The organism is Comamonas sp. C24C (assembly GCF_053345995.1).
The window spans coordinates 38,394-57,015 of the sequence record NZ_JBKFBC010000004.1 but is presented as its reverse complement, the minus strand read 5'-3'; the positions used below and the strand labels follow the sequence as shown (position 1 = coordinate 57,015).

Genomic DNA, 18,622 nt, shown 5'->3' with positions numbered 1-18,622 from the left:
GATAGCTGTAAGCGCTTTATTCATAGGCGATTCAGTCTGTTTTTATTGAATTTCCGTGCGTACTTTCTTTGATGGTCTGCGTACGCACGGTTGTTTGTGGAACTGAGATGTCTCAACGTTTTTCGAATTCTTCCGCCCATTCCTTGCGCCGCTCCCCCAAGTCGGCTCTGGCCCGCGCCATCGAGGCGCTGCAGCCAGCAGGGCGCGGACTGGCCCTGGGCACGGGCCTGGGCCTGCTGGCCTGCTCACCCCTGGCCTTTGCGCAGTCCGATGCAGCCAAGCAGGAGTCCAGCCTGGCCGAGGTGACCGTGTCGGCGACCGGCATGGCCGCCGGCGATATGGCCACGCCTGTTCAGGTGCTTGGCGAAGAGGAATTGCGCCTGCGCCGCGCTGCAACCCTGGGCGAGACCCTGGCGGCCGAGCCCGGCATCAATGCCAGCCATTTCGGCGCAGGAGCCAGCCGGCCCGTGATTCGCGGCATGGATGGTGCGCGGGTCTCCGTGCTCAGCGATGGCTCGGAGTTGCTCGACGCATCGACCGTCAGCCCCGACCATGCGGTGACCACCGAGCCTTTGCTGGCCAGGCAGATTGAAGTGCTGCGCGGCCCTTCGGCCTTGCTTTACAGCCCCGGCGCCATGGGAGGCGTGGTGAATGTGCTGGACGGCAAGATTCCGACCCAGGCGCCCGAGAAGGGCCTGGAAGGTTCGGCCGAGGTGCAGGCTGGCACGGCTGCAGGCATGTCGGCAGGTGCGTTCTCCCTGACCACGGCCACACCGCTGAAGAACGATAACGGCCAGCTGGTGCTGCATGCGGAAGGCGTGGCGCGCAACGCGGGAGACTATCGCGTGGGCAGCGGCTGGGGCCAGAGCAAGGTTCCGGGCAGCTTCAGCCGTGGCAACACGGGCAGCGTGGGCCTTTCCTGGGTAGGCAATCAGGGCTATCTGGGCCTGGCATACACGCGGCAGCAGGCCAAGTACGGTTTGCCCGGCCATCAGCACAGCTTCGAAGGCTGCCACGCACATGGCGATCATCTGCACTGCGGCTCCCATGACGGACACGACCACGACCACGATCATGAGGAGAGTGGCAGCGTGCCCGTGGTCGATCTGACCAGCGAGCGCTGGGATCTGCGCGGCGAATGGCGCAAGCCCACGGCCGGTATTGCCGCGCTGCGTCTGCGTGGCGGTCTGACCAATTACCGTCACGACGAGATCGAGGACGGCAGCGTTGCCACCCAGTTCAGAAACAAGGCCCATGACCTGCGCCTGGAGATGGAGCATGAGCCCATCGCCGGCTGGCGTGGCACGCTGGGTCTGCAAACCCTCAAGCGCCGCTTCAGCGCCACCGGCGAGGAGGCCTATGTGCAGCCCACGGATACCCAGCGCCACAGCCTCTATTTGCTGGAGGAATACCGCTGGCAGGATTGGAGCTTTCAGGGAGCCTTGCGCCACGACCGCCAACGCGTGGAGGCCGAGCTGAGCAACGAGCGTCGCAGTCATAGCGCCACTTCGGCGTCGTTGGGCACGGTCTGGAAGTTCCAGCCTGGCTATAGCGCATCGGCCTCGTTCACCAGCGGCAGTCGCATGCCCACGGCGGAAGAGCTGTTTGCCAACGGTCTGCACATGGCCACGGCAACCTACGAGATCGGCAATCCCAATCTGTCACGCGAGCGCTCGCAGGCGCTGGACCTGGGTCTGGCCAAGACGACCGGTGATACGACCTGGAAGCTCAATGCCTATCACTACCGTATCAAGGGCTATATCTACGGCGCCACGCTGGATGCCCACGAAGGGCTGCAACTGCTGCAATACACCCAGGGCAATGCGCGCTTTACGGGCTGGGAGGCTCAGCTGAGCCAGCGCCTGAGTCGCGAGTTGAGCCTGAGTGTGTTTGGCGACGGTGTGCGTGCGCGTCTGGAAGACGGCTCTGCGCTGCCACGCATTCCGGCCTTGCGTGCGGGCCTGCGGGTGAATGCGCGTATGGCCGGCTGGGACACCATGGCTGAATGGACCCAGGTGCTGCGCCAGAACCGCACAGCCCAGTACGAAACCCAGACGCCGGGCTACGGCATGCTGAATCTGGGCGCGAGCTACCTCTGGAAGAGTGGCGGCAACCAGTGGCAGTTCTATGTCAAGGGCCAGAACCTGACCAACCGTCTGGCCTACGCTGCCACCTCGTTCATCAAGAGTGCAGCGCCGTTGATGGGTCGCAATCTGGTGGTCGGTCTGAGAATGGACTTCTGATCCGGCTCTTGGTGAGCCAAGCCGCATCCGGCCCGGGTTTGGGCCTGGGTCGGATGCTACAGCTATAGATAGTGCTGCAGATGGCGCAGGGAACGGGTGCTGTCCACACCTATCCTGGCAATCACTTCCGATTCGGGAACGCCGGCGCGCAGCCATTGCACGATGGCCGTGTTGCGCAGTACCTGCGGCCCCACGCGCTGCAGCGGAAATTTCTGGCTGTCCTCGGGCTGGGCCTTATGGGCGCGCTGGATGATCTGCGAGGCCACATGGAACAGCATGCGTACCGACAACTCGCCGCCACGACGCGAGTAGAAGACGATATGGTTGCCGTCAATCACCGACGGCCCGCGCTGTGCGGCGCTGAATCTTCTCCAGCTTTGCAGGGCCTGGGCCACGGAGTCGGGCAGCTCAAGCAACCGTTGCTGCGCATTTCTGCCGCCTTCTATCTGCAGGTAACGGGGCAGGGGCGATTCTCCGTTCGCAATGCTTTCCGAGCTGCCAACCCAGACCTGATCGGCACTTGAAAGCAGGTTCTTCCATAGCAGGCAGCGCACTTCCTCGGGGGCCAGAGCCATCTCGTAGAGCAGCAGCACTATGGCGCGGTCGCGTGCATCCTGATAACCGTCAGCGCTGGGAAAGTGTCTTGGAAGCGATTGCCAGAGCAGGGGAGGCAGACAATGCCCCTTGCCGTCTTCGGAGGGCGGGCGTTCGGCTGGTTCGAGACCGGTTGCAGGGTTGGCGCTGATCCAGCCATGCTCCATCGCATGCTCATAGATGCGCTCCAGCAGCCGCCAGTAGCGGCGGCGGGTGACCGGACTGATCTTGCGCTCGGGGTGGTGATGCGCGCGTTGTCCGTCGCGTATCTGCAGGAAGCTCTGCACATCCAGCTCGCTTGCCTGATGCCAGGACTTTGAAGGCAGCGGTCTGCGGGCAGGGCGCTTTTTATCGCCGATAGCAGCATGTCCGGACAGATGCATCAACCAGGCCTGCCAGACCTTTTCGTAGTTGCCGTCTGGAGAAGTGTCCAGCGCATCCCAACTCTTGCTGCCCTCATGCTCGAGCCAGTCGCGAAACAGCTGGCTTCCGGTTGGCAGTGTGGATGGATCTGGAGACGGCTGACGCTGAATGCTTTCATCTTGCATAGAGTGATTTTAATGTAACTTACATGAATAATTTATCGCGATCATAAAACATTCATTCACTTAATGACAGGCCCTGTGTAACCAAGGAAGAGGGCGCATTCTGTTAACGCGCCCACACGTTTTCATGACAGACCCGTCAAACCTTAGGGCGCCAGCCGTTCGCGAATCCACTGCTGACCTTCCTGCCGATAGCTCAGGCGGTCATGCAGGCGGCTCTTGCGCCCCTGCCAAAATTCCCAGCGCTCGGGCACCAGACGAAAACCGCCCCAATGAGGAGGCCGGGGAGGATTGAGCAAAAACTGCGCACTGTATTTGGCGGCATTGGCTACCAGCACGCTGCGGCCGCTGATGACCTGGCTTTGCGGACTGGCCCAGGCACCAATCCTGGAGTCCAGCGGGCGGCTGGCAAAGTAGGCATCGCTTTCCTCGGCGCTGACCTTTTCGACATGGCCTTCGATGCGCACCACGCGCTCGAGCTCCACCCAGTGAAATTGCAGGGCGGCGAATGGATTGCCTGCCAGTTGCCGTCCCTTGCGGCTGTCGTAATTGGTGTACCAGACAATGCCGCGTTCGTCATAGCCTTTGATCAGCACTATGCGCGTGCTGGGCCGCAGGTCTTCGCTCACGGTTGCCACGGTCATGGCGTTGGGCTCGGGTACCTGGGCACTGACAGCCTCCTGCAGCCATTGATCGAACTGCTGCAGGGGATTGGGGTCGGAAGCGGATTCGCTCAACTCTGCGCGTTCATAGCTTTTGCGCAGATCGGCAATGGATGAAGATAGGCTGCTCATGCGCGTATTGTGCCCCGCTGTCAAAGCTGGCGTTATGCTCGGCGGCAATATGAATCAAGAAGTTTTGCGCGCTCCCTCAATCGATCCAGGTCAGCCTTGTGTGCTGGTTCTCGCTGCGGGCAGAGGCGATCGATTTCTCGCATCAGGCGGTTCCAGCCACAAGCTTCAAGCCATGCTGGGCCTGCAAACCGTTCTGCAAAACACTCTGGCTGCAGTGCAGGCCTCCGGTCTGCCCTGGCATCTGGAATGCGGGCCGCATCCCGGCATGGGCGACAGCATTGCGGCGGCCGTCAAGGCCACAGCCGGCGCCAATGGCTGGCTGATCCTGCCTGCAGATTTGCCCTTGATTCAAGCCAACACGCTGCAACAACTGGCTTTGCAGCTGGCACAGCTGGAGAGTCGTGATCTGCGTGTGATCCAACCTTTTTATCAGGGTCAGAAGGGCCATCCTGTGGCTTTCAGTCGTGAAGCTGGGCAGGAACTTGCTGAACTGAGTGGCGATCTGGGCGCAGCCTCCATCGTGCGCAACGCGGCGGCGAATCAGCGTCTGCAGCGCTGGGACTGCGACGACATAGGCTGCGTGCTCGATGTGGACACCGTACAGGCTTTGGAAGAGGCGCGCAGGATCTGGCAGCAGCGTAATTCTTGATTGTCTAAATCGGAAGCCTTTGAATTTACCGAGCTCGTCAATCAGCCAAGGCCCGGCTTCGGCTGCCTGACCTTGTCCTTGAAATGCACGCCCGCTGCTCATTTACCAGGCGATGGCAGGCTTAGGCGCCGCGCTCGATCACGGCACAAGCCAGGCGCGCGCCGGAATTGCCAGTCGGCTGGGTCGTGTAGTCATCCGGATCGTTGTGCACGATCAGCGATCGACCCAGAATGCCGTTGCTGCCTCTGTCCAGCTTGAGTTCCTTGCTCACAAAATCGATGGCTGCCACGCCTTGGGTATCGGCATCCAGGCTGGGCAAATCGCCGATGTGATGGGCTTTGCTGTCGCCGAATTTGCCATGTGCCTGCTGTCCCGGGTTGAAGTGGCCGCCGGCGCTCAAGCCGTCCCCGCTGGAGCAGTCGCCTTTTTCATGGACGTGAAAGCCGTGCTCGGTATTCGGCGCCAGCCCTTCCACACGGCCTTTTACTCGCACGCTGCCGTCAGGTTGCGGGAAGAACTGCACCGTGCCCGTTACCTGGCTGCCCTTGGTGGCTTCCAGGCGTGCAATCGACTGCACGCCTTTCCCGGGACTTGCCGCTGAAGCTGCTTCAGAAGAAGAGGGAGAGGGCACTGCCGTGTTGCTGGTCGTGGAGCAGGCTGTCATGGCCAGGCTTGCAACAATCGTCAAACCTGCCCAGGCAGGGCGCGAAAAGAGGGAGGCAACACGGTTGGGGGACATGGCAATCTTTCCGAATTCAAAAGGGCATTGTGCCCCGGATCGTCAGAATTTCAAGTGTTCTTGCCCTGTAGCCCAATACAGCAAAGCGCTGGTAGCTATGTTTCAAATAGCAGTAAAAGACGGGCAACCGCTTTGTTGGAAATCTGCGTAGGCCAGCAGGCGCTTGAGTGCCTTGTCGTCGATGCCCAGTCGTTGCAGCTCCTCGAAAGTGGCCTGTGCATAGTCCAGCGTTGTGCCATATATGCCCTGGGCCTCAGAGAAGATGCGCCGGTATTCGTCCGGCGCCAGCTCGCCCGTGTGGTGCGGGCTTTGGCGCGAGAGCGTGAATGCGAGGGCCTTCACGGCACCATGCGGCGTGCGGCAAGGCAGCCAGCGCGGGTCATAGACGGCATTGGGCATCTCACGCAACCAGAGCTTGCGCATCACGGTATCGCCTTGGTTGCGCGGAATGCGGAAGGCCATGCCCTGGCAACTGCCGCCAGAGAGCATGCCGAACACCAGGCCTGGCACCTGGGGCGTGCCACGATTGATGGTGCTCCACATTTTGAGAGCGCGGTGCCAACCATGCACATGGGCCGAGCGACGTTCGCTGAAGTCGAATTCGGGACGCCAGATCAGGGATCCATAGCCAAAAATCCACAAATCCTCGTCGCCTCCCCACTGCGCCAGAGCCCGCTCCAGCATCTGGTCAGCATCACGCATGGAATGGTTCAACAAGGGCAGGGCGGACATGGAAACTCCTCAAACCGGATTCAGGACTGAATTGACTTTGATATATAACGCGCTGGCGCGCCGTCGGTGCACCAGCACATGCGCGAAGGCGTAAAAGCAACGCTTTCCCACAGTGAAATGTCCGAGATTTGAATCTTTTTTGCGATTGCAGCCGCAGCCGCCGTTAGGGCGTTTCACGGCAAGCCTCTAGAATGCGTGGTTTTGTCGCTTTGCCAGCCGGAAGCTTGGAATCAGGCCGCAAAGCGTCATGAATACAGGTTTCGTACTTTCATAATCACCCGCAAATACGGAGATTTCATTCATGTCCTTCAACAGCTCTGACGACGATAGCCAACAACGCTTTGCCCTGGGTTTTCTGTTTGCCCTGATTGCTCTGGTTGTCTCCACCGTCGTCGGCACCGTCGTCTACAAGCGCGGTATTTCCCACGCACCCAAGACTGAAGCCGCAGTGTCCGCCCCCAGCGCGACCAATGTGCCTGTGGTGGTGATTGAAGAAACTGCCCGCGTGATCGTGGAAAACGGTGTGGTCAAGTTCTACTTTGTCTCGGGCAAGGCTGAGGTGGCCGCTGGCGCCAACGAAGCGCTGAGCGACGTGGTCAAGGGCGTGGCCGAAGGCAAGCGCGCCGTGATTTCCGGTTTCCATGATGCAACCGGCAGCGCTGAAATCAATGCCGAGCTGGCCAAGCAACGTGCTCAGGCCGTCCAGGCCGCCCTGATGGCATTGGGCGTGGCGGAAGACAAGGTCGAGCTGAAGAAGCCAGAGCAAACTCAGGCCGATGGCTCCAACGCTGAAGCTCGCCGCGTGGAAGTGATTCTGGCCGACTGATTCAGCCCGGCACTCTGACCCAGAGCCCGATACGGCATCCGCTGTATCGGGCTTTTTTGCTGTTCGCAACTGGTCCAATCAGCTGTTTTCAATGAACCCGGCTGCCGAAGGCTGACCCAGAGCGAGGACTCTTTCAATGCCACCAGCATCGACCTGGCGCATGACAAACGATCTCCGCGCAAAGCGCATGGAACGGATCTGCCAGCACCCGTTGATGCGTTCGTACTCATCGCTGTACTGACCAGAGAGATTGACGATAGTGCGTTCCTTGACATTGATCTGGCAAAAATCCAGATCCCACAAGCCTTTGGCGCTATCAGCGCCTGTAAAGCGGATCTCAGGGTTGTGGCCGTGATGCATATCCTGGATGGAAGGGTTGGCAACCGCCAGTCTGGTGAAGGTTGCAACCCATTCTTCGCGATCCGAAAAAGGCGGAAAGCCGTCGGCTTCGATGACTGCGCCATGCTTCACAAAGCACTCACGCATGGCGTTCGGCCGCTTTTGATCGCAGGCCCGCAGGTATCGAGCCTTCAACGTTGTTATCGACTGGATATCTTCAAGATGCCGCAAACGCTGCTGAAGTTGCGCCAGGATCGCATCGCTCATTGCCTGTCTCCGGATTTGTGTTTGAGCACCGAGTCTTGAATAGCGGCCAATGACTGAAAACCCCTGTTTGGACGATAGGTAGCTCGCTCAGGCATGAAAAAAGCGGCAACCAGGTGCCGCTCGTTCCCGGAATTCGGAGAAGAAAAATCAACGCAGACCGGTGCCGGTACCCAGATCGTCCTTGCGTTGGATCAACTCGATCTTATAGCCATCGGGATCCGTCACAAAAGCTATCACCGTGCTGCCACCTTTGACGGGGCCTGCTTCACGGGTCACATTGCCGCCAGCAGCCTTGATCTTCTCGCAGGCTGCATAGGCATCGGGCACGCCCAGAGCAATATGACCGTAAGCCGTACCCATGTCGTAGCTTTCGGTGCCCCAGTTGTAGGTCAACTCAATCTCCGCCTGACCCGGGTTTCCGCCTTCGAAGCCGAGAAAGGCCAACGAGTACTTGTACTCGGTGTTCTCGGACGTGCGCAGCAGTTGCATGCCGATGACGTTGGTATAGAAATCAATAGAGCGCTGGAGATTGCCAACGCGCAGCATCGTGTGGAGGAATCGCATGGTCGCCATTTTGCCAGCAGGTTAGGAGCTGTATATGAATAGGGGCAGATGCAGCGCTCTGATCCTCGCGTGGTTAGACAGGAGCCTGCTTCCACCACGGGCGGATTACGGGGACTGCCGGGTATTCAACTAGGCCACGCGCCTTCATGGCCTTGGTGATGAAGCTGCGGATCTCGCGCCCCAGGCGCATCGTGGGGTGCGATGTGTTCCAGACCGGCCGGCCGAAAGGCAGCACCATCGCCTCTGCATACTTCCTGAAATTTGCTGCGATTGCCATGATTTGCTGCCTTTCTGGTGTGCCGGGCCCATAGATTCGGAGCCGGGTCGTCAACTGTCTGCTGCCCGTTTAACTGTCCCTTGTTTGCACCGTTCCCCTGAGTTCTTCGCCGTGCCTTTAGCGGTATCAGGATGGCGTTTCGGAGTGGGGAAGCTTTGTAACGCGAAGCTTTATGAATCCCCCCGGAGAAAGGGCAAGGCCGCAGGCCGCTCCTGATTTAGCATGGCCGAAGAGGCGAAAACTCTGGGGAATGGTGCTGGGCGCGACGTATCACGGGCAGCTGATGCCGTGCGGCGAGCACATGGAGCACCGAAGAGTGCTCAGTCTTTGGGAAACGTGCGGGAGCACCAGAGATTCTGCTAGTGCGTAGTTGCCTGCTGCATGATTGAAGGCGATTGCGTCGATGGTAGAAATTCCCCATCGAGACTCCCAGAACAGAGCTAAATGAACGGCGCGAGGAGCTTGCCGGTCGCGCCGATATTTTTTGATGGTGGACGGCTTGAGGTCTAGAAGCCTAGCGAGCTGTGCATCGCTGTAGCGCAGATCATCAAGGATGTATTGCAGATGCGGCAAATGTGCAGGGTAAGGTGCTCTAAACATTACCTAGGTTTCGGCATGCACAACCTTGAGAAACCCGTAGCGAAAGGGCTTACTGCTACAACTAGCCTAGCATTTGCGATTAAACATAATATACATCGTATTCACTAAAGAAGAAGTTCGGGCAGAGGCGTCACGACCGTGATACCCGCGCCCAGCTTGCTCAGAACTTCCGAGCCATGTACCGAAGCCTCGGCATGGATCTGCCTGCATGCGCGAAGTTTCTTCATGTCTCTCAGCGTACTTTACATAACTGGGAGTCAGGCAAGCATGACATCCCTTTTTCGACGTACAAGCTTCTGAGACTGCTCAACCGAATGGAACTGCCTGGTCAGGCGTGGCAAGGCTGGTGCTTCTACGGCGGTAAGCTGATCATCAAGAAAGATCGAAGGGTGGCGTGCTCGAGAGCAACGCGAGCATGAAGAGCTCTTGCAGGCTGTTCTGAAGCGTGATGGAGCCTTTGCCCTGTTGGACGAAGGCAAGGCCATCATCCAAGTTCGAGACGAACCATGCCAGCACCGTCGGCCGTAAGGGCAGCAAGCACCAGTACCTGCGCAACGAAACCGGCGTGCAGGAACTCAAGGAAGCCAGCGCTCAGCGGATACGGGCCTACAAGGCTGAATGGATGCGTCGCAAGCGTGCTGAGAATCCCGGGTTTGATAACGAAGCCAAGCGGCGCCGCAGAGCCAACCGAACACCCGATCAACGAGACCACGAGCAGCTCGTGGCGTGCATGTAGCAGCAGCTCTTGAGCTTGGCAGGTATTGCTCCCTGGCAGCAAAAGTCTAAGGCCCCTGACCTCTGTTCCGACTGGGCAAACGTTCCTGCAGCCAATGACAGCGACAGCCAGGAGGTGGCGTGATGCTTGACTCTAAAGCTATGCATGTCCGCCATCAGCAAGCCTACATGACTACTCACCTACTCACCACGTCCCCCATCGTTTTCCGACGGCAGGGCGACGGGACACAACGGCCCGTCACGAACAAGATTAGCAGGGAACCCATTGAGCACACATCCACACCCAATACGGCTCGTCGAAGCTTTGGAAGACCAGCTTGACCAGTACCCGCTGGCGAGCGTGATCCGCTCTCATGCCGAACTCATCGAGCAGCGGTTGGAGGACTGTCTCGTTGAAGGCTACTAAGAGAAGTCACGCAACTAGGCTAACGTCGGAATTCCTGGCCAGAGCGCGCCAGCGACTACATCACAGAAACAGTCCTACGCCAGGTGGGTGCTTGTAGTCACCCTTGACGATGGGCTTGTGTAATGCGGTCGGCGCGACTTCAGGATGCGGCGAGGTTCGGCGTCTGCTTATCCAATAACCCAAGAAGGGCTTTCCCGACTCTCAATGCGTTGGTATGGCATAGGCCACGCCAAGCTGATCGGCCAACTCCGCGAGGTGTCGATCTGCCGTCCAAAGCAAAGCGCCTGGTGTGATTAGCGTCGAGGCCAGCAGCGATAGATCGACCAAGCCGCAGCCCTTACCGAATAGCTTGTTCTTCTCAAGGAAGGCCAAAGTCTCGGGAATTGAAGCTTCCTGGCTCGGCCGCAGCATGGCCAGAGCTGCGAGCGTATCGGCACGCGGCGCTGGCGGCGTGCCGCAGGCCAACTCTGCATGCACCATGGGATGCATCAGCACGCTGTCTTGTACCAAGAGCTCCTGCAGGTGAATGTCGGCCTCCCGAAAATGCCTCACCCACACCGATGTATCGACTAGAACGGACACGGGCATTAACGAGAGCCTTCAGCATCTGCTGCGCTGCCACGGCGTGGCACATCGGGCATGTCTGGCGCGCTTCCGCCCAGGGCTGCCAAGCGCTTGCCTGCCTCGACGCGAGTGAAGGTCTCAAGTGCCAGGCGTACCAGTTCAGGCACAGCAATACCGGGCGCTGCAACAGCGCGGGCACGGTTCACGACTTCGTCGTCGATCGTAAAGGTCGATCTCATGGCTACTCCTTTAACATCAAATTTGATGCATTGTCGCATCAGATAGGATGTTTGCGAATGATTGTTTGTATTGCACAATACAAAAATGAACCATCAGCCAAACCAGCTCGACCTTGTGCCCTCACCCCGCTCGGCACCCACGCAGGAAACCTACAACGAGCTGCAGATGGCCTACGACCATTTCAACGAGCGGCTGTTTGAGGGGCAGCTCCCAAGCTGCTTGATTACGCTGCAGCGGGAAAAGCGGACTTTCGGCTACTTCTCTGCGGCTCGCTTTGCCTCGTTGGACGGCTCAACCACAGATGAGATTGCGATGAATCCGACCTACTTTGCGGTCGTACCGATCATCGAAACACTCCAGACCCAAGTCCATGAAATGACGCACTTGTGGCAGCACCATTTTGGCAAGCCAGGCCGAGGCCGGTATCACAACGAGGAATGGGCGCGAAAGATGGAGAGCATTGGGCTCATGCCCTCCTCTACTGGGCAACCTGGTGGCGCTCGAACGGGTGATTGCATGGCTGACTATGCCGTCGAGGGTGGCCGCTTCTTGGCTGCATGCAAGGAATTGCTGACCGCAAATTTCACGCTCAGCTGGTACGACCGCTTCCCCTCTGCAGATCATGTAATCGCTGGCCAGGCCAGCATGGCCAACCACATTCAATGCATCCAAGGGACAAAGCCTCCTATGGCTAGCATCCCTGCCCTGGCCGAGGCAGTTAAGCCCACGGGCTTAGCTGTTGCCGCCACTGCAGGGGAAGACGGCCTGCTTACTACGCCCCCCAACAAATCCAATCGGGTGAAATACAGCTGCAGCGGATGCAAGGACACAGTTTCGGTTTGGGGCAAGCCAGGACTCAAACTCATCTGTGGAGCCTGCCGCCATAACTTTGAACCCCAATAAATGGTGACGAATGGTCGTCACATGCTGACTACCCCTGGAGCACATTGAAGACGACGCAATCATCAACTCTGACGGTTCACCATTAGTTTCCTTGCGCTGCAGGCCGACCACGGAAAGATGGCGGCTACCGCTTGAGTCCCGACCAGAACTGTGCGTCTTCAATCCTGTTTAGCTCCATGCCTATTCGCTCAAGCTCATGGCGGTTGCGCATGGATGTGGTCGCGTCAGTGCTGCTCAATGCCTGATTTGCTCGCTCAAGCTCATTGAAGCGGATTCGTACTTGGGCAACCGCACTTGCATCCGCATGGGACTGCAGCTGATCGACTGAATCCTTCAAGCGTGTAACTGTGTAGTTGAATCTGTTCTGGGCGTCGGTACTGGCCCGCAAGAGCAAGCTCACCATTCTCAGACTGCCGCTGGGCATCAAGATCACGGGTGTGAGGGTCAAAAATGTTCTCGCTAAACAGGGGCGGAGTGTTGAATGGACTCGTGGGGGTGGTTGGAGCCGGCTCGGATGAACTCTCATCATCGGATGGAGCAAACCTTTTGGCTTGAAGAACTGCAACCCGTGCTTCCTTGGAATGTAGAAATGCATTCCATTCTGCTTCTCCACGAGCAGAAGCGGTTGCTGGCTTTTCCTCCTGATCGTCACCATTGAAGCAGCCGGAAGTCAGTAGCGAAAGAAGCACAACAAAGCAGGTTTTCAGCCGCATGAGCATCTCTCTCTTTTGTGTCCCGACATGATATTGCAGAGCGGCAATTTCCTATATTGGAAAGGTGCGGCCCGACTGGGCAAAAACGCCCGTCTGGGTTAATAAAAGATCGCTAGGCCTAAGCCAGCGCGAGCATCAGGTAGCTTTCGCTTGAGATGGTGACATCGGATTCACAGCACACCTTCAGATACCCATCGGAATCCTGATATCCAGGCCAGTCTTTGCTGCAACTGCTCATAGCACCTGGACGATAGTTGCAGTGTTCGCAAGATGCCCAAAGTTTGGATTCAACCGATGGATGCAACACATTCGTTAAACATCTCAGTCGGGGTTCTGTACCCCAAGGTCTTCCTGGGTCGCTCGTTTAATTTTCTTGCAATCGCATCCAATTCATCTTGCGAGTAGCCAGAGATGTCGATGCCCCTGGGCAGGTACTGTCTGAGTAGCCCATTGGTGTTCTCGTTCGTTCCGCGCTGCCATGGGTTTTGTGGATCGCAGAAGTAGACCTGGATGTCGGTGGCCACCGTGAATCGTTTGTGCTCCGCCATTTCCGATCCTTGATCCCAGGTCAAGGAGCGATAGAGCTCTTGTTGCAAGGTCTGTGCATGCCTGGCCAGCGCCGCAGCGACGGTGTACGAGTCCTTGTCCACTAGCTTGACCAACATTACGTAGCGGGTGTGGCGCTCTACTAGCGTTGCCACCTGGCTGTAGGCATCGCCAAACAACAGATCGCCCTCCCAATGGCCCGGCACTGCTCGATCCTCTATGCAGGCTGGGCGCTCGCTAATGGGCACTGCATCGACGATCCGGCCATGGATGGGGGTCTTCTGGGTGTAGTGGCGTGAGCGACGCATCCCCCGGGTACGCCGCAAATGCACCAGAAGCTCTTTCTTCAAGGCTCCGCGTGTTTGGACGAATAGCGTGCGATAGATGGCTTCGTGAGACACCTGCATATCCTTTGCGCCCGGGTAAGTTCGTTTGAGCCATCCTGCTATTTGCTCAGGTGACCATTGACTTTGCAATTTACCGGCCACGATCTGCGCCAACGCAGGATTGCAGGCCAACTTGCACGTCTTTGGGCGGTGCGCTCGCTGCCAGGCTGCCTCATCTGCTTTTGTAGCTCGGTAGCAGGTTTTGCCGCCATTGCGCATGAGTTCTCGACTGATGGTGGATGCTGCTCGCTTCAAGCGCCTGGCAACGCAGCGGATGGATTCACCTGCGGCCAAACTGCGCGATATCTCCTCGCGCTCAGCCAAAGACAGGGCCAAACGCGGCCGATGCCTTGCTGGTGGCCGGATGCCCCCTGTCGCACTCAGGATGTTGTGAATCGAGGTGTGCGGTCGCTCAAACAGCTTGCCGATCTCGTGCAAGGTATCCCCAGCTTTCCAGCGATCCCACATCAGGGCCTTCTGTGCTTCGGTGTAGTAAATCCGCGGTCTTTGCTTCATGCCAACACTCCTTGCGCCAGAGGCGGTCATTGTGTTGCATTGACCAGTTGAATCCACAACTTGATGCGGGCCTCGCCTTCATACGCGAAATGACGCTCGATGCCATCCAGCAGTTTCACGAATCCATTGTTAAGCTTTTTTCATTTTTTACTTGTTTTTTGAAGTTTACTTTTAAGCTTTGATCTCGGTTTCGCGTAATTCAACCCATTTACTCTGAGGTGAAATTATGAGTACTTCTTTCCGCAAAAACTTGACTTCGCTGAGCATGCTCAGTTTCGTTTCGGCTGCAGCACTTGTGCACTCACCTCTGCATGCCGCAACCGCCACCGCAAACTTCAATGTCACAGCCATGGTTATGGGTTCTTGCTCAATCGAATCCCCACCGGTAGGCGTAAATTTTGGTGTCTATAGCTCGGAGTTCGGAGCTTCGGATGTGGGTGCATTTTTCACCACGAAATGCGATTCGGGAACGACTTACTCCTTGGGCTTAAGCGCCGGTACCAGCCATGGCGCCTCAGTGAACTCCCGCGCCATGACCAGCACATCCACCGGCGGTAAGCTCAATTACGCCCTGTATAGGGATCAAGCATATACCGAAAATTGGGACAATACTACCTCGGGCACTGGCCATGTCGGAAGTGGCCAGGCGCAATCGTTCACTATCTATGGGCGTATTCCTAAAGGTCAGAACGTTCCCGCGGCAAATGACTACCGCGATACGATTCAGCTCACGCTGACTTACTGACCGAGTGAAGCACCCTATGCGAGCTCGCTTCGTTCGTACAGCATATTTGGCACTGGGATCCGTCGCGAGCTTTTTTGCGATGCCTGCCGCCATGGCGGTAGGCATCCAAGTGGCACCGGTGCGCGTGACGCTGACCTCAACGCATCCTGTGGCCTCTATGCGGATCGGCAATTCCGGTGACACCGAGCTTTCTGTTCAAGCAGAAGTCATGGCTTGGAGCCAGCAAGACGGCAACGATGTGTACCAACCCACGCGTGATGTGCTGATCAACCCGTCCATTTTTCGCATCGCCCCCGGCGCGCAGCAAATCGTGCGTCTTGGCCTAGAGAGAAAGCCGGAGGCCAGCGAATTGAGCTACCGCGTGTTCTTGCGCCAACTGCCGCGCGAGCAGGTCTTGCCCAAGGTTTCTGACGCTCCGATGCAGATTCAAACGCTCCTGAGCATTAGTGTGCCGATTTTCGTGCCGCCCACGGTCGCGGTGGCGACCCAGGCGAGCTGGCAACTCGTCACTGCTGCTTCAGGTAAAGGCCGCACTTTGCGTTTCAACAACACAGGCAGCGGGCACATTCAATTGCTGCAAGTCGTCCTGCGCCGGGAAGACAGTGGGGCGGAGTTGTTCCGGCAATCCATGTCGACTTACGTACTGGCCGGCCAAGCGGTCGATTTGCCGCTGATCTTGCCTCTGTTGCCAGCCGATGTTCCCCTGGTGGTTGAGGCCACCAGCGACTTGGCCATCCCCTTACCTCCTACGCAGCTGCAGAGTACCAATGCTACCTCCACGACACATTAGTTTGTTGCTGTGCTTAAGTTGCCTTGGCGCGCAAGTTACCGCCGCGCAAACTGAGGCCGAGAAACCGGTGTCGCTGATTCTTGAGGTGCGCGTCAATGGCACCGTCGAACCGACTAGTCGCCCCGTGCTTCTGGTTGGCTCGCGGTTGCTTTTCAGCGCGAGTGATGTAAACACTTGGCGCATCGTGCCTCCAACAGAGCTGGCCACGCGAATCGATGGCACGGACTACTACGATCTGGCAGCTATCCCTAACAGCACGGTAACCCTGGACGACAGCACCCAGGTCGTAAACGTTCAATTGCCGATTCAAGCATTGATGCCCAACACCTTGACGGCCGGTCATGCAGCTCCCCCCATGCCTTCGCAGGCCACCTTTGGCGCCTTCTTGAACTATGATTTGGCGCTTCAACACACACCCACCGGAACACACACGACTGGATTGGTCGATGCGGCCGTTTCCGACGACTGGGGCTTGGCTGCCAGTAGCTTTCTCATCGGTCGATCGTCCGTTGGGGGGAGCTTTGGGGACAGTCATGGTGCGACCCGGCTCGACACCTATTACCGCATGGATGACCCGGTCAGGTTGACACGACTGACCCTGGGTGACAGCATCAGCCAGAGAGCCAGTTGGTCAACTCCCTTCCGTTTTGGCGGCGTGCAGTTTGGTACCCAGTTTGCCCTGCAGCCCGGCTACATCAGCTATCCCACGCCCACCTTGCATGGCGGATCGGCCCTGCCATCTACCATCGAGGCCTATGTGAACGACACGCTGCGCTATCAGGGTCGGGTCAATGCAGGGCCGTTTGCACTCAACAGCGTGCCCATGCTCACCGGGGCCGGGGACATAAGTTTTGTCGTGCGCGATGCGATGGGCGTTCAGCGCACTGTGACCACGCCATACTACGTAAGCTCGTCGCTGCTGCGCGCCGATCTGTCGTCCTACTCGGTGGAGTTCGGCTGGACCCGGCTCAACTACGGCCTCACGAGCTTTGACTATGGCCGTCCGTTCACTGTTGGCACCTGGCGCCACGGCTTGAGCGACAGCGCCACGGTCGAGGTGCACGGCGAAGCCAATACCGCAAGCCAAATCGCCGGAGCCGGCCTGAACTGGGTCTGGACGCCGATGGGCGAATTTGGTCTGTACGGTGCTGCCAGTCGCGGCGATGCCGGCACCGGCACCGGAACCAATAACGGAAATGGTACGTTATGGCGTGCATCGTTTGCGCACATCGCCCCCAAATGGAGCTTTTCGGCCAGCCGACAGGCTGCCAGTCGCAATTTCACACAGATTGCGTGGCAAGACGAGCGTCGCTCTGCCTCGACCGAGCAGCAACTCATCCAAGGCACCAGCAGCCATTTGGTGACGCAGGACCAAGTGTTTGTCGGTCGCTCTCTGGGCCACTTCGGCAGCGTGGGCGCCTCTTACACGGCCTTGCGCTACATAACCGATGAGAAAGTGCGTGTGCTTTCGCTCAACTGGTCGAAGGCGGTGACACGCAACGCTTACTTGAGCACCTACGTCGCTCGTTCGGAAACGAACAGCGGCCGCGTCAATTCTGCGGGCCTGACACTCACCATTGCACTAGGAGAGCGGCTCACAGGCTCGTTGGGCTTGCAGCGCCAGAACGGTCGCAATTCCTACACCGCCGATGTGACCCAGATCCCCCCTCCCGACCGCGGTGCAGGCTGGCGCGTACAAACCGCACGCGGGGATATCAATTCCACACAAGGCCAGTGGGATTGGCGCGAGCCCTGGGGTACCGTGGGTGCACAGGTGGTTGACCTGCAGGGCCAGACCAGCACGCGCTTGCTGGCTAGCGGTGCCCTCGGATACGCCGGGGGCTTGACATTTGCCACCCAGCGCTCAGGCGACGCGTTTGCGCTTGTCACCGTTCCCAACGCACCCGGTACCCGGGTCTATCGCGAAAACCAGCCCGTGGCCAAAACAGACGAGAATGGCCGCGCGATCGTCTCAGGACTGCGGGCCTGGGAGGTCAACCAGATCAGCATCGACAACGAAGACTTGTCGATTGCAGCCCGGGTTGGCAGCGACACGCTGCAAGTCGTGCCACGCGCCAAGGGCGTGGCGGCCGTTCGTTTCGACATTTCGCAGACACGAAGCGGCATGGCCACGGTGCGCCTGCCCGACGGCCGGCCATTGCCGCCCGGAATCGACCTCACCAGCACCGCACGCGAGACGCCCTTGATCAGCGGTTTTGACGGCGCGGTGCAAATTGACCAGCCGCGCACCGGCGAGCGATTCGAGGCGCGTTGGCGTGATGGTACATGTAGCTTTGTCGTTGGCGACGTGCCCGCTCAAGGTACATTCCCGCAACTTGGGTCCTACACATGCCGATAGTCTTTCGCTCCGCCGGCTGTTCCGCCGCACGTACAGCCCTCTGGCGACCAATGCTGCCCTTGGTCATCTGCGTCGGTGGCTTGCTGGCTGGCACGCCAGCCCAGGCGTCGTGTACGGCCCTGGTACATAACCCCACCTGCAGCGCCACCGTGAGCGCCACGCCTTTGATGTTTGGGAACTATCTCGCCATCAATAGGGCTCCCACCTCCGGTAACAGCATCGTCAGCGTGACTGGCACAGCGAGCGGACCATCCAATCAGGTGTCCCTGGGCTACACGATCAGTTTGAGCAGCGGCAATTCGGGATCTGCCAGTAACCGCCACCTCATCAATGGCGCCGCACGGCTGTCTTACAACATGTACACCAGCGACAACTACGGCACGGTGTGGGGTGACAACACCGTGTCGGACAGCATGGGACTGTTTGGCTCAGCCTCGCAGACCAAAAACTACACGGTGTACGGCCGCATCCCGGCTGCCCAGTTCTCGGCTCCGGCTGGCAACTACCACGATCTGATCACCGTCACGGTAACTTACTGAGAGGCCACACC

21 protein-coding genes are annotated in these 18,622 nt (G+C 58.5%); 9 read left to right on the top strand and 12 right to left on the bottom strand.

Annotation, left to right across the window (positions count from 1 at the left end):
• Window positions 1-107: 107 nt before the first annotated feature.
• The gene (locus tag ACLBXN_RS09140) at window positions 108-2,243 is read left to right on the top strand and encodes a TonB-dependent receptor domain-containing protein (protein WP_447611895.1); all 2,136 of its coding nucleotides are present in this window, start codon (window positions 108-110) and stop codon (window positions 2,241-2,243) included.
• A gap of 62 nt (window positions 2,244-2,305) precedes the next feature.
• On the opposite strand, the gene ACLBXN_RS09135 is transcribed toward ACLBXN_RS09140, so the two are convergent.
• Together ACLBXN_RS09135 and pdxH are read right to left on the bottom strand one after the other, a co-directional pair.
• Window positions 2,306-3,385: a tyrosine-type recombinase/integrase gene (locus ACLBXN_RS09135; RefSeq protein ID WP_447611894.1), complete on the bottom strand. Its 1,080-nt coding sequence runs from the start codon at window positions 3,383-3,385 to the stop codon at window positions 2,306-2,308.
• A 143-nt stretch (window positions 3,386-3,528) separates the two neighbouring features.
• On the bottom strand, window positions 3,529-4,176 hold the full coding sequence (pdxH, locus tag ACLBXN_RS09130; RefSeq protein ID WP_447611893.1) for a pyridoxamine 5'-phosphate oxidase: 648 nt from the start codon (window positions 4,174-4,176) through the stop codon (window positions 3,529-3,531).
• Window positions 4,177-4,210: 34 nt separating this feature from the next.
• Here pdxH and ACLBXN_RS09125 point away from each other — a divergent pair, with 34 nt between their 5' ends.
• Window positions 4,211-4,825, top strand: coding sequence for a nucleotidyltransferase family protein (locus ACLBXN_RS09125; protein WP_447611892.1), 615 nt, complete (start codon window positions 4,211-4,213; stop codon window positions 4,823-4,825).
• Window positions 4,826-4,946: 121 nt separating this feature from the next.
• Here ACLBXN_RS09125 and ACLBXN_RS09120 read toward each other — a convergent pair whose 3' ends face one another.
• Window positions 4,947-5,564 (bottom strand): superoxide dismutase family protein, encoded by a 618-nt coding sequence (locus ACLBXN_RS09120; protein ID WP_447611891.1) that lies wholly within the window; start codon window positions 5,562-5,564, stop codon window positions 4,947-4,949.
• Window positions 5,565-5,666: 102 nt separating this feature from the next.
• Window positions 5,667-6,296 (bottom strand): gamma-glutamylcyclotransferase, encoded by a 630-nt coding sequence (locus ACLBXN_RS09115; protein ID WP_343678683.1) that lies wholly within the window; start codon window positions 6,294-6,296, stop codon window positions 5,667-5,669.
• A 301-nt stretch (window positions 6,297-6,597) separates the two neighbouring features.
• On the opposite strand from ACLBXN_RS09115, the gene ACLBXN_RS09110 reads away from it, so the two are divergent.
• Window positions 6,598-7,122: an OmpA family protein gene (locus ACLBXN_RS09110; RefSeq protein WP_043003138.1), complete on the top strand. Its 525-nt coding sequence runs from the start codon at window positions 6,598-6,600 to the stop codon at window positions 7,120-7,122.
• 78 nt (window positions 7,123-7,200) lie between these two features.
• Here the strand turns inward: ACLBXN_RS09110 and ACLBXN_RS09105 are convergent, their stop codons facing one another.
• The 4 genes from ACLBXN_RS09105 to ACLBXN_RS09090 all read right to left on the bottom strand — a co-directional run bounded on the left by ACLBXN_RS09105 (window position 7,201) and on the right by ACLBXN_RS09090 (window position 9,396).
• Window positions 7,201-7,728, bottom strand: coding sequence for a nuclear transport factor 2 family protein (locus tag ACLBXN_RS09105; RefSeq protein ID WP_447611890.1), 528 nt, complete (start codon window positions 7,726-7,728; stop codon window positions 7,201-7,203).
• Window positions 7,729-7,875: 147 nt separating this feature from the next.
• Window positions 7,876-8,292 carry a lactoylglutathione lyase gene (gene gloA / locus ACLBXN_RS09100; RefSeq protein ID WP_003070839.1) on the bottom strand — a complete coding sequence of 139 codons (417 nt, stop codon included), beginning with the start codon at window positions 8,290-8,292 and terminating at the stop codon, window positions 7,876-7,878.
• A 73-nt stretch (window positions 8,293-8,365) separates the two neighbouring features.
• Window positions 8,366-8,569, bottom strand: a complete 204-nt coding sequence (locus ACLBXN_RS09095) for a hypothetical protein (protein ID WP_447611889.1) — start codon at window positions 8,567-8,569, stop codon at window positions 8,366-8,368.
• A 704-nt stretch (window positions 8,570-9,273) separates the two neighbouring features.
• A complete protein-coding gene (locus ACLBXN_RS09090; protein WP_447611888.1) occupies window positions 9,274-9,396 on the bottom strand; it encodes a hypothetical protein in 123 nt (40 codons plus the stop codon).
• 221 nt (window positions 9,397-9,617) lie between these two features.
• Here ACLBXN_RS09090 and ACLBXN_RS09085 point away from each other — a divergent pair, with 221 nt between their 5' ends.
• Window positions 9,618-9,905 (top strand): hypothetical protein, encoded by a 288-nt coding sequence (locus ACLBXN_RS09085; RefSeq protein WP_447611887.1) that lies wholly within the window; start codon window positions 9,618-9,620, stop codon window positions 9,903-9,905.
• 606 nt (window positions 9,906-10,511) lie between these two features.
• Here the strand turns inward: ACLBXN_RS09085 and ACLBXN_RS09080 are convergent.
• Together ACLBXN_RS09080 and ACLBXN_RS09075 are read right to left on the bottom strand one after the other, a co-directional pair.
• Window positions 10,512-10,898 carry a type II toxin-antitoxin system VapC family toxin gene (locus tag ACLBXN_RS09080; RefSeq protein ID WP_447611886.1) on the bottom strand — a complete coding sequence of 129 codons (387 nt, stop codon included), beginning with the start codon at window positions 10,896-10,898 and terminating at the stop codon, window positions 10,512-10,514.
• Window positions 10,898-11,113, bottom strand: a complete 216-nt coding sequence (locus tag ACLBXN_RS09075) for a DUF2191 domain-containing protein (protein ID WP_034371179.1) — start codon at window positions 11,111-11,113, stop codon at window positions 10,898-10,900. Before ACLBXN_RS09075 ends, ACLBXN_RS09080 begins: the two co-directional genes overlap by 1 nt.
• Window positions 11,114-11,198: 85 nt before the next feature.
• On the opposite strand from ACLBXN_RS09075, the gene ACLBXN_RS09070 reads away from it, so the two are divergent.
• The gene (locus tag ACLBXN_RS09070; RefSeq protein WP_447611885.1) at window positions 11,199-12,017 is read left to right on the top strand and encodes a SprT-like domain-containing protein; all 819 of its coding nucleotides are present in this window, start codon (window positions 11,199-11,201) and stop codon (window positions 12,015-12,017) included.
• 124 nt (window positions 12,018-12,141) lie between these two features.
• Here ACLBXN_RS09070 and ACLBXN_RS09065 read toward each other — a convergent pair whose 3' ends face one another.
• Window positions 12,142-12,465, bottom strand: a complete 324-nt coding sequence (locus ACLBXN_RS09065) for a hypothetical protein (protein WP_447611884.1) — start codon at window positions 12,463-12,465, stop codon at window positions 12,142-12,144.
• Window positions 12,466-13,017: 552 nt separating this feature from the next.
• Window positions 13,018-14,178, bottom strand: a complete 1,161-nt coding sequence (locus ACLBXN_RS09060; protein ID WP_447611883.1) for an IS30 family transposase — start codon at window positions 14,176-14,178, stop codon at window positions 13,018-13,020.
• 226 nt (window positions 14,179-14,404) lie between these two features.
• On the opposite strand from ACLBXN_RS09060, the gene ACLBXN_RS09055 reads away from it, so the two are divergent.
• The 4 genes from ACLBXN_RS09055 (at window position 14,405) to ACLBXN_RS09040 (ending at window position 18,611) form a co-directional block, all read left to right on the top strand.
• Window positions 14,405-14,923, top strand: a complete 519-nt coding sequence (locus tag ACLBXN_RS09055) for a Csu type fimbrial protein (protein ID WP_447611882.1) — start codon at window positions 14,405-14,407, stop codon at window positions 14,921-14,923.
• 16 nt (window positions 14,924-14,939) lie between these two features.
• On the top strand, window positions 14,940-15,713 hold the full coding sequence (locus ACLBXN_RS09050) for a fimbrial biogenesis chaperone (RefSeq protein ID WP_447611881.1): 774 nt from the start codon (window positions 14,940-14,942) through the stop codon (window positions 15,711-15,713).
• A 67-nt stretch (window positions 15,714-15,780) separates the two neighbouring features.
• A complete protein-coding gene (locus tag ACLBXN_RS09045; protein ID WP_447611880.1) occupies window positions 15,781-18,072 on the top strand; it encodes a fimbria/pilus outer membrane usher protein in 2,292 nt (763 codons plus the stop codon).
• A complete protein-coding gene (locus ACLBXN_RS09040; RefSeq protein WP_447611879.1) occupies window positions 18,063-18,611 on the top strand; it encodes a spore coat protein U domain-containing protein in 549 nt (182 codons plus the stop codon). The genes ACLBXN_RS09045 and ACLBXN_RS09040 overlap by 10 nt, the downstream gene beginning before the upstream one ends.
• Window positions 18,612-18,622 lie beyond the last annotated feature (11 nt).

Bases quoted from the DNA above. Each gene is read 5' to 3' on its own strand.
- ACLBXN_RS09140 (WP_447611895.1), top strand. From the start codon at position 108: ATGTCTCAACGTTTTTCGAATTCTTCCGCCCATTCCTTGCGCCGCTCC.
- ACLBXN_RS09135 (WP_447611894.1), bottom strand. From the start codon at position 3,385: ATGCAAGATGAAAGCATTCAGCGTCAGCCGTCTCCAGATCCATCCACA.
- pdxH (WP_447611893.1), bottom strand. From the start codon at position 4,176: ATGAGCAGCCTATCTTCATCCATTGCCGATCTGCGCAAAAGCTATGAA.
- ACLBXN_RS09125 (WP_447611892.1), top strand. From the start codon at position 4,211: ATGCTCGGCGGCAATATGAATCAAGAAGTTTTGCGCGCTCCCTCAATC.
- ACLBXN_RS09120 (WP_447611891.1), bottom strand. From the start codon at position 5,564: ATGTCCCCCAACCGTGTTGCCTCCCTCTTTTCGCGCCCTGCCTGGGCA.
- ACLBXN_RS09115 (WP_343678683.1), bottom strand. From the start codon at position 6,296: ATGTCCGCCCTGCCCTTGTTGAACCATTCCATGCGTGATGCTGACCAG.
- ACLBXN_RS09110 (WP_043003138.1), top strand. From the start codon at position 6,598: ATGTCCTTCAACAGCTCTGACGACGATAGCCAACAACGCTTTGCCCTG.
- ACLBXN_RS09105 (WP_447611890.1), bottom strand. From the start codon at position 7,728: ATGAGCGATGCGATCCTGGCGCAACTTCAGCAGCGTTTGCGGCATCTT.
- gloA (WP_003070839.1), bottom strand. From the start codon at position 8,292: ATGCGATTCCTCCACACGATGCTGCGCGTTGGCAATCTCCAGCGCTCT.
- ACLBXN_RS09095 (WP_447611889.1), bottom strand. From the start codon at position 8,569: ATGGCAATCGCAGCAAATTTCAGGAAGTATGCAGAGGCGATGGTGCTG.
- ACLBXN_RS09090 (WP_447611888.1), bottom strand. From the start codon at position 9,396: ATGAAGAAACTTCGCGCATGCAGGCAGATCCATGCCGAGGCTTCGGTA.
- ACLBXN_RS09085 (WP_447611887.1), top strand. From the start codon at position 9,618: ATGGAGCCTTTGCCCTGTTGGACGAAGGCAAGGCCATCATCCAAGTTC.
- ACLBXN_RS09080 (WP_447611886.1), bottom strand. From the start codon at position 10,898: ATGCCCGTGTCCGTTCTAGTCGATACATCGGTGTGGGTGAGGCATTTT.
- ACLBXN_RS09075 (WP_034371179.1), bottom strand. From the start codon at position 11,113: ATGAGATCGACCTTTACGATCGACGACGAAGTCGTGAACCGTGCCCGC.
- ACLBXN_RS09070 (WP_447611885.1), top strand. From the start codon at position 11,199: ATGAACCATCAGCCAAACCAGCTCGACCTTGTGCCCTCACCCCGCTCG.
- ACLBXN_RS09060 (WP_447611883.1), bottom strand. From the start codon at position 14,178: ATGAAGCAAAGACCGCGGATTTACTACACCGAAGCACAGAAGGCCCTG.
- ACLBXN_RS09055 (WP_447611882.1), top strand. From the start codon at position 14,405: ATGAGTACTTCTTTCCGCAAAAACTTGACTTCGCTGAGCATGCTCAGT.
- ACLBXN_RS09050 (WP_447611881.1), top strand. From the start codon at position 14,940: ATGCGAGCTCGCTTCGTTCGTACAGCATATTTGGCACTGGGATCCGTC.
- ACLBXN_RS09040 (WP_447611879.1), top strand. From the start codon at position 18,063: ATGCCGATAGTCTTTCGCTCCGCCGGCTGTTCCGCCGCACGTACAGCC.